This is a genomic window from Flavobacterium humidisoli (assembly GCF_023272795.1).
GTDB lineage: Bacteria > Bacteroidota > Bacteroidia > Flavobacteriales > Flavobacteriaceae > Flavobacterium > Flavobacterium humidisoli.
The window spans coordinates 335,954-349,134 of record NZ_CP096829.1 but is presented as its reverse complement, the minus strand read 5'-3'; the positions used below and the strand labels follow the sequence as shown (position 1 = coordinate 349,134).

Annotated in this window: 11 protein-coding genes; all 11 read left to right on the top strand. The window is 28.6% G+C overall.

Annotation, left to right across the window (positions count from 1 at the left end):
* The first annotated feature begins 4 nt into the window (after positions 1–4).
* Complete coding sequence (gene rfbH, locus M0M44_RS01690; RefSeq protein ID WP_248728244.1) at positions 5–1,309, top strand: lipopolysaccharide biosynthesis protein RfbH; 1,305 nt, start codon at positions 5–7, stop codon at positions 1,307–1,309.
* 1 nt (position 1,310) lies between these two features.
* Positions 1,311–2,678 carry an MATE family efflux transporter gene (locus M0M44_RS01685; RefSeq protein ID WP_248728243.1) on the top strand — a complete coding sequence of 456 codons (1,368 nt, stop codon included), beginning with the start codon at positions 1,311–1,313 and terminating at the stop codon, positions 2,676–2,678.
* Positions 2,671–3,606 (top strand): glycosyltransferase family 2 protein, encoded by a 936-nt coding sequence (locus M0M44_RS01680; protein WP_248728242.1) that lies wholly within the window; start codon positions 2,671–2,673, stop codon positions 3,604–3,606. Before M0M44_RS01685 ends, M0M44_RS01680 begins: the two co-directional genes overlap by 8 nt.
* Before the next feature lie 12 nt (positions 3,607–3,618).
* Positions 3,619–4,743, top strand: coding sequence for a glycosyltransferase family 4 protein (locus M0M44_RS01675; RefSeq protein ID WP_248728241.1), 1,125 nt, complete (start codon positions 3,619–3,621; stop codon positions 4,741–4,743).
* An 83-nt stretch (positions 4,744–4,826) separates the two neighbouring features.
* Positions 4,827–5,711: a glycosyltransferase family 2 protein gene (locus M0M44_RS01670; RefSeq protein WP_248728240.1), complete on the top strand. Its 885-nt coding sequence runs from the start codon at positions 4,827–4,829 to the stop codon at positions 5,709–5,711.
* 49 nt (positions 5,712–5,760) lie between these two features.
* Entirely contained in the window at positions 5,761–6,726 is a 966-nt protein-coding gene (locus M0M44_RS01665; RefSeq protein ID WP_248728239.1) for a WaaS/CpsH family glycosyltransferase, read from the top strand.
* Positions 6,727–6,730: 4 nt separating this feature from the next.
* The gene (locus M0M44_RS01660; RefSeq protein WP_248728238.1) at positions 6,731–7,915 is read left to right on the top strand and encodes an O-antigen polymerase; all 1,185 of its coding nucleotides are present in this window, start codon (positions 6,731–6,733) and stop codon (positions 7,913–7,915) included.
* 7 nt (positions 7,916–7,922) lie between these two features.
* Positions 7,923–8,942 (top strand): glycosyltransferase, encoded by a 1,020-nt coding sequence (locus M0M44_RS01655; RefSeq protein WP_248728237.1) that lies wholly within the window; start codon positions 7,923–7,925, stop codon positions 8,940–8,942.
* A 147-nt stretch (positions 8,943–9,089) separates the two neighbouring features.
* Positions 9,090–10,841 carry an acyltransferase family protein gene (locus tag M0M44_RS01650; RefSeq protein ID WP_248728236.1) on the top strand — a complete coding sequence of 584 codons (1,752 nt, stop codon included), beginning with the start codon at positions 9,090–9,092 and terminating at the stop codon, positions 10,839–10,841.
* A 167-nt stretch (positions 10,842–11,008) separates the two neighbouring features.
* Complete coding sequence (locus M0M44_RS01645; protein WP_248728235.1) at positions 11,009–12,142, top strand: NAD-dependent epimerase/dehydratase family protein; 1,134 nt, start codon at positions 11,009–11,011, stop codon at positions 12,140–12,142.
* Positions 12,139–13,179 (top strand): WaaS/CpsH family glycosyltransferase, encoded by a 1,041-nt coding sequence (locus M0M44_RS01640; protein WP_248728234.1) that lies wholly within the window; start codon positions 12,139–12,141, stop codon positions 13,177–13,179. Before M0M44_RS01645 ends, M0M44_RS01640 begins: the two co-directional genes overlap by 4 nt.
* Positions 13,180–13,181 lie beyond the last annotated feature (2 nt).

Below are 13,181 nucleotides of genomic sequence, written 5' to 3'. Positions count from 1 at the left end.
TGATATGTTACAAAATATAAAAGAGGATTCTCTACTAAATAATTTAAAAGAAATTGCAAAAAAGAAATCAACTCAAGTTATTGTTGCTGGGGAGAATTATATTCCAGTTACTGGAAAAGTATTAGATGAAGAAGATATTTTATTTGGAGTTGATGCTGCTTTAGACGGATGGCTAACTGCAGGTCGTTTTGCTAATAAATTTGAAGCTGATTTTGCAGCTTATTTCGGCGCACATAGATCTCTACTTGTAAATTCTGGATCTTCTGCTAATTTAGTTGCATTTTATGCCCTAACGTCTCCAAAATTAGGAGAAAGAGCTATCAAGCCAGGTGATGAAGTTATCACAGTGGCAGCAGGTTTCCCAACAACAATAAACCCAATAATTCAATTTGGCGCAATTCCAGTTTTCATTGATGTTGATATTGCGACACATAATGTCAAGTCTGATATGATTGAAGTGGCTGTAAGTCCTAAAACTAAAGCCATTATGATTGCTCATTCATTAGGAAATCCTTTTGATTTAGATGAAGTGATGCGTGTTGCAAAAAAGCACAATCTTTGGGTTGTTGAAGATGATTGTGATTCTTTAGGAGCGACTTATAATGGAAAGAAAACGGGAACTTTTGGTGATATCGCAACTTTTTCATTTTATCCTGCACATCACATCACTATGGGAGAAGGTGGTGCAGTTTTAATAAATAATCCTGTATTGAGTAAATTAGCTGAAAGTTTTCGTGATTGGGGACGCGATTGCTATTGTGAACCTGGTAAAGATGATACTTGCGGATGTCGTTTTGGACAACAATTAGGAACATTACCTTATGGTTATGATCATAAATATACATATTCTCATATTGGCTTTAATTTGAAAGTAACTGATATGCAAGCTGCATTTGGTGTTTCTCAAATAAAAAAAATAGATAAATTTGTACAGCGTAGAAAAGAAAATTATGCTGCCTTGTATGAGCGTATGAAAGAGTTTGAAGAGGTTTTTATTCTTCCTGAACCTACTCCAAATTCTGAACCTTCTTGGTTTGGATTTCTTTTGACACTTCGTGAAGGTGATGCAAATGATCGTCATATGCTGGTACAGCATTTAGAAAAAAATAAAATTGGAACACGTTTGTTGTTTGGAGGTAATTTATTAAGACAACCTGCTTATGCCAATATTGAACATAGGCTAGTAGGTACTTTGGAGAATACAGATGCTATAATGAATCAATCCTTTTGGTTAGGCGTATGGCCAGGTTTGAATGAATCTCATTATGATTATATAGCTGATGTTATTCGCGAATATTTAAATTCTTAATGTGGTTAAATTAATTAGAATAGGTGCCAATAAAATTGGAATTGATGGCGCGATTGCTTTTACAATTTTATCAAGAATAATACAAGCAGGAGGAGGTGTCATTTCACTGATGATGGTTGCGAAATGCTTAACAAAAGTAGAGCAAGGATATTATTATACCTTTGGTAGCATCTTAGCCATTCAGATTTTTTTTGAGTTGGGTTTGTCAGGAATTATCACTCAATTTGTTGCTCATGAAAATTCAAATCTGATTTGGCAGAATAAAACTAGTTTTACGGGTTCTGTAGAGTCAAGCTCTAGATTAAGTTCATTGTTGCGATTTACATTAAAGTGGTTTGCAGTAATAGCAATATTATTGTTTTTTGGATTGGTGATCGCAGGATATGTTTTCTTTAACAAATTTGGAAAAGAGAACATTAATGTAGATTGGCAAATTCCATGGTTAATATTATCAATCACAACTTCTTTATCTTTAATGGTTTCTCCTTTACTGGCATATTTTGAAGGTCTTGGAAGAGTTAAAGAGGTTGCAAAAATAAGATTTCTGCAACAGTTAATACAACTATTACTATTAATAGGTTTGTTTTCATATGGATTTAAATTGTATTCGTCACCTATAGCAGCGACTTTAGCTTTTTTAATTGTTCCAATATGGATAATATTTAGCTCTAAAATTAAAATGCTAAAATTTATATGGACAAAAGTTGACAAATGGACTGTAAATTATAGATCTGAGATTTTTCCTTTCCAATGGAAAATTGCTTTAAGTTGGATAAGTGGTTATTTCATATTTCAGCTTTTCAACCCAGTTCTTTTTGCTACAGAAGGAGCTATTGTCGCAGGTCAGATGGGAATGACATTAACTATTTTGAATTCTATTTTTTCATTAGCGTTTAGTTGGATTTCGACAAAGATCCCTGTTTTTTCAAGTTTAATAGCACAGAAAGAGTACGGAAAATTAGATGAATTATTTAATAGAACACTTTTGCAATCTACTCTGCTTAATATACTTGCACTCACAACTCTCTTTGCAATCATTTTTGTGTTGCGATATTTTGAAATAAAAATAGGAGGTAAGAATTTGTCAGAGAGATTTCTCCCGTATTTGCCTATGCTTTTTATGATGATTCCGATTCTACTCAATCATGCTATTTCTAGCTGGGCAACTTATATGCGCTGCCATAAAAAAGAGCCTATGTTGGTTCCAAGTTTGGTAATAGGGATACTATGTTGTATTTCTACGCTTACTCTTGGAAACTATTTTGGCGTAATTGGTCTGACATCTGGTTATATGATTTTGACTGTAATAGCCTTTATATGGACTTATTCTATTTTTATTAGCAAGAAAAAAGAATGGCATAATGGATAGCAAGTTAAAAAAAGATTGTCCAATATTAACAATTGCTATACCTACTTATAATAGGCCACAAGCAATTCAAAAACAAATTAGACTATTAATTCCACAGCTAAATAATCGTGTTAATTTAATTGTCTATGATAATTTTTCAAAATCTTCTGTTGAAAGCCTACTGACTAGGGAAGAGTTAAGTAAAATTAGCTTAGTAAGAAATAGTGTTAATGTTGGTGGAGATGCAAATATTGCGAGATGTTTTGAAAACTGTAATACAAAATGGTTATGGACTTTATCAGATGATGATTTTGTAAAAGAGAGTATAGTGGACTATCTTTTGGAATTATTAGATAGAGAAGAAAATACCGTTTTCTTTAATTTTTGTAAAGGAGTTTCATTTAGAACAATTGGATTTGAACAATTAATTGAAGAATTTAAGAGTTTTATTGTTTTTTCAAGCTCTTTTACAATGTCTTCATGCGTGTATAATATAGAAAAAATCAAACCGTCTTTACAAGATTATTATAATAATTTATCTAGTATGGTAGGTACAATTATTATGGTTTTAAAGTATGTAGAAAAAAATGGTAGTTCAATTTGTGAATTTATAGATTATACATTAATAAATTCTTACAATGATGAAGTGGGGTGGGATTATAGAACTTATATACCGCGAACAAGGCTTTTTTTAGAGGCATTTTATAATGAAAAAAAGGTTAAAGAATACAATAAGACACTTTTTTTGGGTTGTCATCTTACAAATTATTGGCTGATTGCAAATGATAGAAATAAGAAAAAAGTTTCGCATAGAGAAAGATGGGAATTATTTTTATTAGTATTAAGAAATCAAGGAATTGCTAATGCATTAATTTATTGCCCTAAGACCGTTATTCGTCTTTTTTTTACTCTCATATCTCAAACCTACTATTTAAGGAAGACAAAATAAGATATTTTGCATATGGAAAATAGAATACTTTTTATAGCCCATGATGGAGGAGCATACGGAGCAAATCAATCTTTAATAAATATTGTATCTTCTTTAAAAGAGAGAGGCGTTTTTGTTACAGTAGTTTTTCCTCTAAGAGGAATGATTTGTGATTTTTTTGACAAAAATGGATGGGATTATCATATTGTAAGTTTCAGGAATGAATTACGGCCTAAAACTGATGGAATAATTAGTTATTTGAAAAATATTTTACGGGTATTTTATAAAAAATATTTGAACTCACTAGCAATTAAGGAATTATATGATATAGTTGATTTAAATAAGATTAATATTATTCATTCAAATTCTGGAGTAGTTGCAATTGGTGTCGCTTTAGCGAAAAACAAAAATATTAGACATATTTGGCATTTAAGAGAATATATACATCCAAGTTATGGTCTTTATCTTTTTGGCGGAATTCAAAAATATAAAAAGAGGATAAAAAGAACAGATAATATCATTTGCATTACAAATGGTGTTGCACGTGGTTTTGATGTTGTCGAAAAAGCATTTGTTTTGCATGATGCGGTTAGAAAGAAGCCAATTTTTTCTAAACCTCAGCCAAAAGAAAAGTACTTTTTATTTTGCTCAGCACTCACTAAAAGTAAAGGTGTAGAAGAAGCAATAGATGCTTTTAGTAAAGTCGTAAAAGTAAATAATGGATATAAACTCTTAATAGTTGGGGAAGGTTCATCGGATTACGAGAATTATTTAAAAGAAAAAGTAGTAAAAATCGGACTTGAAAACGATATTGATTTTCTTGGTTTTAGAAAGGACGTTGATGAGTTAATGATAAAAGCAACTGCATTTTTAATGTGTTCAAGAAACGAAGCAATGGGCAGAGTTACTGTAGAAAGCATGTTAAATTTCTGTATTGTTTTTGGATATAATGATAGCGGAACTGCCGAAATTGTTGAACATAACAAAACCGGTTTTCTTTATAATAACGAGAATGAGCTTGTTAACTACATGAGTGATATCATTACTAACAAGGAAAAATATGAAGGAGTGACAACTACAGCTTACAATTATGCAATATCAAATTTTTTAGAAGAAAAATTTTGTGATAATTTGATGAATTATTATGACAAATTGTGATTTATCAAATTAGTTTATTGATTCTTAGTGTTTTTCAGAGATTTAGAGTTTACAGATTAGCATTAAAAAAATAGTTTAAAATTATGTATTACGAAGAAAATAAGGTAAGTGTTGTATTGTGTACATATAATGGAAGTGCATTTTTAGAAAAACAGTTAAACTCTATTTTAGAGCAGACATATGATATAAATGAAATCATTATTGTTGACGATTGTTCATCAGATAATACAAAAGAAATTTTAAAAATGTTTCAAGATAAGAATAGAAACATAAAACTCTTTTTTAATGATGTCAATCTTGGGTCGAACAAATCTTTCAAACTTGCTATTTCTTTAGCGACGAACAATTATATTGCCTTATGTGATCAAGATGATATCTGGTTCAGAAATAAAATTGAAATCCAAATGAATGCTATAAATCTAAAATCTCACGATGATGGGAAACCTTTAGTTTGCTTTCATGATTTACGTTTAATTGATCAAAATGATATTGTCACAAATAATTCATTTTGGAAGCTTCATAAGTTCGTGCCTAAAAAATTTACTTTCAGAAAACTTCTTATCGTTAATATAATAACAGGATGTACTTGCATAATTAATAGGTGCATGAAGGAAGAAATGCTTAAATCAGATATGGAACATATTATTATGCACGACTATCTACTTGCTTTAATAGGTTATGGATTTGGAAATGTAGTTTATATTGAGGAGCCGTTAATGTATTATCGTAGCCATACTGGAACAGTTACTGAAAAAGAAAAAATAACATTTGGAAATCGAATAAAAAGTTTTATTTCAAGAGTTAATGATGGTAATTATTTATTGCCTTACATTTTACAGATTGAAAAAGTTAATTATTTATATGGTGATAAATTTGACCTCCAAAGAAAAAAACTAGTTGATTCTTTTATAGGTTTAAAAAATAAAGGATTATTAAATAGAATGATTTATAAATGGTTATTAAATTAGGTTGTCAACTTTTATGCTCACAAGTGTTTTTTAATGTATTCAAAAATTGATGAATTTTCAAGATAAAAAAATATTGTTTATTGGTCCTATATTCCATGATTACGAAAAAATGATTAAAAGTGAGCTGGAATCAATGGGGGCTAATGTTGATTTTTTTGCAGAGCGATCTTACAGCTACGATTTTAACATTGTAAATAATTTTTTTGGCAACTACATGCAAAGGTTCCAAGCTAAACATTATACTAAAATTTTAAATTCGATAGCTAATAAAAGATATGATTATCTATTTGTAATTAGAGGGTATATGTTGCCACCTTCTTTTTTAGATGCTTTTAAACTAAATAATTTAGATTGCAAAACTATAATGTATCAATGGGATTCTGAGAGAACAAATCCTTTTAAGCATTTAATTAATTCATTCGAAGTTGTTAAGACTTTTGATTTTCAGGACTGTGAAGATTTTGATATCCAGTATGTTCCATTGTTTTATACAAAAGATGTTGAAGAGCACAGAGAAAAAAAGAAAGTATATGAATATGATTTCTTTTTTATGGGTTATTTTTTTGAAGAGCGATATGAAGCCATTTTGAAATTTAAAGAATATTGCTCAGTAAAAGGTTATACTTTAAAACCTTTTTTATATATGCCTTTTACGACTCGTGTTAAATATTTTCTCAAAAGAAAAGCACTTGACAGATCTGTTGTTTCATTTAAACATATGGAAAGAATAAAATATTTAGATATATTGTCTAAGAGTCGTATAATGGTTGATGTCAGTAATTCACGACAAACAGGATTAGCTATGAGAGTTATAGAATCTTTAGCTTGCAATACAAAAGTTGCAACTAATAATACTTTTTTTGAAAAAGATGAAATTGTAGGAAAGTCGGGAATGGTTTCACTATTCGATTTAGACAATATCAATATTGAAGAAAGTTTTATTGGGGCTAATATTGAACAAAATAAAAGAATAGTACTTTCTTTAGAGGAATGGTTAACACAAATTTTCTCCTAGAAATATGAATCATAAAATATTGTATCTTCCTTGTTTTGTATATGTAATTTCTTTCTCTTCACTTTTACTGCTTTATCAAATTGGTTGGTCAGATTTGTTTCCAAAATTAAGCGGATTTTTGTTAGGTTTTTTGTTTATCACAATTCTGTTGGCTTTTCTTTTGACATTTTTGCAAAAGAAAACGCTGAAAATAAATGTAAATAATGTTGACTTAAGTCCTTTATTCATCAAAAAAGCACTTTACTTCATTGCAATTGGATATAGTTTAGATTTTTTATATGAATTTACAATTCCTATTGTAAAGACTTTCTTGGTGTCTTCTTATTCATATGATGAATTCAAAGGTATTCCTACACTTCATTCAATTTTAGGTACCTTCAATATTTTTTTATCTATCCTATTGGCTGATCGTTATTTGGCAATCAAGAATAGAAAAGCTTTCTTTCAATTTTTATTGACTTTGATTCCATATGTACTTATTATGAATCGAGGTGCTTTTATGATAGTTTTTTCTGCATTTGTTTTTTTGTATTTAATACGATTAAAAAAAATCAATTTCATAAGTGTTTTTAGGTCACTAGGTATAGTTTTACTTGTACTTTATTTATTTGGAGTTGTTGGAAATATTAGGGCAGAGCAAACTAAAGATGATAAAGAATATCTCTTACGTGTTGCAGGGGCTACTGACTCTTTTCTTGATAGCGGAGTACCAGTAGAATTTTATTGGAGTTATATATATATAATTTCCCCTATGGGAAACCTTCAAAATATAATTCTTGAAAAAGAAGATCATTTTGAGATTAGTAATATTGGTATTTTTGCGACAACTCAATTGTTTCCCGATTTCATTAGTAAAAGATTAGTTGCAATTTTTGGTTATGAAGACGAAATAGAAGCATTTGATCCTTCATACTATTTAGTTACGCCATTATTAAATGCACCAACAGTGTACTACGGTTCCTATTTAGCATTAGGTTCTTTTGGTTTAATTTTTATGTATGTTGTTATTATGATAAGTTCTTTGGTTTATCCCTTATTAATTAAAAAAGACAGCAAATATTATCTAACAGCCCTTGCATCATTAAATTCAATAATTCTCTTGGCCACATTTAATAATATGTGGTACGCGGTAGGTACAATCTTATTATGGCCAATTATTTTTAGTGTTGCTGATAGGATTAAACTTTAAATAAATTATGAGTGCTCAAATACCCCAAATTAGTATTGTTGTACCTTTTTATAATGTTGAATTATACTTTCATCAATTTTTAGATAGTCTTTTACCTATAGAAGATAATATTGAAGTGATATTGGTAGACGACGGGTCAAAAGACTCTTCTATTGATATAGCAATTGATTTTACTCAGCGCTTTGATAATGTTACATTGTATAGAAAAGAAAATGGAGGTTTGAGTTCGGCTCGAAATTATGGACTTCAATTTGCAAAAGGAGAGTATGTAGTTTTTTTTGATAGTGATGATTATATTGAAAATAAATCCGCTATTAATAAAATGTTCGAAACTGCTAAACAAAATAATTCTGATATTGTTATGGCACCTTATTACGAATTTATAAATTTTGATAAAAAGAAATTTAGATTTGATAAAATAAATTTTGAAGGTGATTTAGTTTTGTTAGAAGATAAAATGGATATACTTTTTAAAAATAATATCTCATTAGCAGTCTGGGACAAGATGTACAAACGAGATTTTTTGAAAAAAAATGACTTAATTTTTAAAGAAGGACTTTGGTTCGAAGATTTAGATTTTATATTCAGGTCATTCTACTCAGCCAATAAGGTTTCAAAAATTGAGACTGTTTTAATAGGGTATAGGCAAAGGCCAGGGTCGATAATGAGAACAATTTCTTCCAAAATTTTGGATAAGGCAATAGTATTAGACGGTCTTTATGATTTCCTTAAAGAAAAGAACAAACTTGAAGTTTACTATGAAAAATTCAAAATATTATATATAAAAATGATATTTTCAATTATACATAGCGTTTTAATGAACAAAGGCGATGAAAAAGTCAAGCAAGGCATTATTAACAATGTCTTTGATTTGTTGTTTTTTCAAAAAGTAATTAAGGAAGAGTTAACTTACAAGAGTTATTTTTCTAATCTGGAGAAGATATTATTTTACCTAATTAAATTTAAAATCATTACTAGAAACAATGTTGGTTTTATACGCTATTTTAATATATTGAGAAAGTTGTAAATGAATTTTAGGGAGCGCTTAAACGTTTTGTTTATTATGACAAATGTTTATTTTGAAATGATATGCAAAATAAAGAAAAATGAAATTCTTTAATTGATGATTTTTAAAAAGTGTAAAGGTTATTAAGAGTATAATTTTAAATTTTAAATGGATAATAAAATAAAGGACTATTATAGAACTGATATAGATGGGTTGCGTGCTATTGCAGTATTAGCGGTTATATTTTTTCATTTCGGTTTTTTCTCAAATGGTTATTTAGGGGTTGATGTTTTTTTTGTAATTAGTGGATATTTAATTACTACTATAGTATATAGGGAGTCAAAAGAAAATAAGTTCTCTGTTACTAATTTTTATATAAGAAGGGTAAGGAGAATTATTCCTCTAGTACTGCTTATCTTAACACTAACTATAGTTATAGGTGTTATAGTTATGTTGCCTGATGACTTGGAAAATTTAGCACAATCTGTCGTGGCAACTAATTTTTTTGCAAACAATATTTTACAACTTATAACAACACATGACTATTGGAATATTGTAAATGAATATAAGCCTTTAATGCATACTTGGAGTTTAGGGGTTGAGGAGCAGTTTTATTTTATCTACCCTATTTTGTTTTTGATATTTGGGAATAGTAAGAAGGTAAAATATATTCTTCCATTATTGATATTATTATCTGCAATTTCTGTGCTTTTGTTTTTCTTTTATTCTGATACTAATTCAAAGTTTTATTTGATTCAATACCGTTTTTGGGAGCTGTCGTTTGGTGGAATAGGTGCAATATTAACTATTAACAAGAATTTAAACGGAAAATATAAATTTGCTTTTTTAATATCACTGTTAAGTGTGTTTTTCATTAGAATTTCTAATGATTGGAAAATATTATTTGCAGTTTTGACAACACTAGGTTTATTGATTACATCGAATAAAAATCAAGATAAATTTTCTTCTTTTATTTTAGAAAATAAACTAATGATATTTATAGGTAAAATTAGTTTCAGCCTTTACATGTGGCATCAAGTGGTTTTAGCCTTTTATAGGTATACTATATCAGACTCAATTACAATTGAAGTTTTTTTATTGCTTTTTATTATTATAATAATTTTTTCTATATTATCATATTACTTCGTTGAGCAAATATTTAGGGATAAAAAAATAATTTCTTTAAAATTATTATTGAGTGGGGTACTTTTCTTGTCATTTGCAACAACGGCGATTTCTCTTATTATATATAAAAATGCAGGTGTGGTTAATGATGTGCCAGAGTTAGAAATAACAAAAAACAATGTAAAACGAAATATGCATGCCCTTTATAATGACCGAATTTATAAGTTGGATAAGAATTTTACAGATGTTAAGAAAGTAAAAATTTTAATAATTGGAAACAGTTTTGCAAGAGATTGGGCGAATATCTTGTTAGAATCAAAATATAGAGACAAAATTGAAATATCATATGTTTTTGATATTTATGGATGTAAGGATATTAAATCTAGGTTAAATATGGCTGATTATATTTATCTCTCTGAATCAAACGAAATTTCTTCTAATTTAAATTTAAAACAAATAATCGCCCACTTTAGTATAGATATGAAAAGGACATGGATTATCGGGACAAAAAATTTTGGTAAGAATAATGGCGTAATTTATAATAACAGGCATAAGCCAAATTATTGTGAGCAAAGAATAAACATGCGAGAAGGTTATCTTGAAGGAAATTATAAAATGAAAACGAAGTGGGGAGATAAGTACATTGATCTTATTGGTTTAATAATTGATAAAAATGGTAATATTCCCGTTTTTACTCCTGATTGTAAGTTTATAAGTCAAGATTGCTCACATTTAACTCACGCTGGAGCCGAATATTTTGCAAAATTAATCGAGAATAAAATAAAAATTGAATAATATATTTTGCATAGTTTTTTAGCAGATAACATAAAATTTAATTAGTCGATTAAATAAAAAAAAAACTTCTTTCAGAAAGGTGTAAGATAGTTTTGAAAACTATTAATCCTTTGAAACAATAATAAAAAAATCAAGAAAATTGTAAAAAATAAAATGAAATTTTAAAGATGAAAAACATACTTATAACTGGCGGAGCAGGCTTTATTGGGAGTAACCTTGCATTGAAACTTATTGAAAAAGGACATAAAATAACGGTATTAGATAATCTTTCAAAGCAAATACATGGCGAGAATCCAGAGGTTACATCACCATTATTTAAAAGTATAAAAGACAAAGTTACTTTTATAAATGGAACTGTTACATCAAGAAATGATTGGCAGAAAGCTATTGAAAATCAAGAAGTAATAGTTCATTTTGCTGCAGAAACGGGAACTGGTCAATCGATGTATTGTATTGAAAAATACACAGAAGTAAATATTCAAGGAACTGCCATTATGCTTGACATTTTAGCAAATAACAATAATTCTGTTGAAAAAATTGTAATTGCTTCTTCTAGATCTATTTATGGTGAAGGAAAATATAGACATCCAGAATTAGGAATAATTTATCCTTCTCATAGAAAAGAAAATGATATGCTTGCTGGAAATTTTGAGCTGACATATGCGGATAACCAAATTCTTGAATTATTAGCAACTGATGAGGATTCAAAAATTCATCCTTCTTCTGTTTATGGTATCACTAAACAAAATCAAGAGCAAATGATTATGACTGTGTGCCCAACAATAGGAATCGCGCCAGTAGGTTTTAGATATCAAAATGTCTATGGTCCGGGGCAGTCTTTGTCAAACCCTTATACGGGAATTTTATCTATATTTTCAACACAAATTAGAAATAATAATTCGATTCAAATTTTTGAAGATGGAAAAGAAACGAGAGATTTTGTCTATATAGATGATGTGGTAGAAGCTACTATCCTTGGAATTGAAAAAGAAGAAGCAAATGGTCATGTTTTTAACGTTGGAACTGGTGTTGCGACAGATGTTCTTGATGTGGCTAATTCATTAATTAAAGCTTACAATATAGATGTTCCTGTAACTATTACAGGGAGATTTAGACTAGGAGATATTCGTCATAACTATGCTGATTTAACTAAAATTAAAAATATTTTGGGATTTGAGCCTAAGGTGTATTTTAAAGAAGGTATTAATAAATTTTCGTCTTGGGTTCTACAACAAGAAATTCAGGAAGATAAATTAAGCAAATCATTAGAAGAGATGAAGAAAAAAGGTCTTTTAAAATGATGATTGAAGAAGTTCTTGGAAATAAAAATGTACTGTTCTTTTCTGTTCAAACTTTTAATCTTGAAAAAGAGATTATCAAAAAGTTAGAGGAATTGGGAGCAAATGTTGATTATTATGATGAAAGGCCATCAAACAATAATTTTGTCAAAGGAATAATTCGACTTAAAAGAAGTTTACTTCAGGTACTAATTAATAAGTATTATTCAAAAATTTTAAGAAATACGATTAATAAAAAGTATGATTTTTTATTTGTAAACAAAGGAGAGGTTATCCCTGAGTTTTTTTTAAAAGAGTTTCAAAAAATACATCCTAATTGTAAATGTATTTTTTACACATGGGATTCTTTTTTAAATAATAAAAATGCAGTAAACATCTTAAAATATTTTCATAAGAAATTTTCTTTTGATTCAGATGATGCAATTAAGTATGGATTAGAATTTAGACCACTTTTCTATTTAGATTTTTATAAAAGTGTTGATTCAATTTCAAACTCTGAAATTTCAAATGATTTACTTTTTTTAGGAACAGCTCATTCAGATAGATACGAAATCAGTAATAAAATTGCAATTTGGTGTAATAACAATAACCTTAAAGCATTTTGTTATTACTACATGCAAGGTAGAATCGTTTATTTCTATAAAAAAATTTTTGATAAAACATTTAAAAAGTTTAACTATAAAAAACTGAGTTTTAAGAGTTTAATTGCAAGTGATTTACTTCGTTTTTATCAAGAATCAAAAGTTATCTTAGATATAAATCATCCAGGGCAAAAAGGCCTCACTATGAGAACATTTGAGGCCATTGGAGCTAGAAGAAAAATAATCACTACAAATTCTGAAGTTCAAAAATATGCATTTTATAACCCTAACAATATTTTAATTATAGAGAGGGAAAATAGTAAGCTTACTAAAGAGTTCTTTGAGTCAGCTTACACTAATATTGATATAGATCTATACAAACGAATGTCATTAAAGGGATGGCTCTCTTGTTTATTTGTAAGCAGTGAGCCAAATGTTTGGATAAAAGAAATTAATTAAAA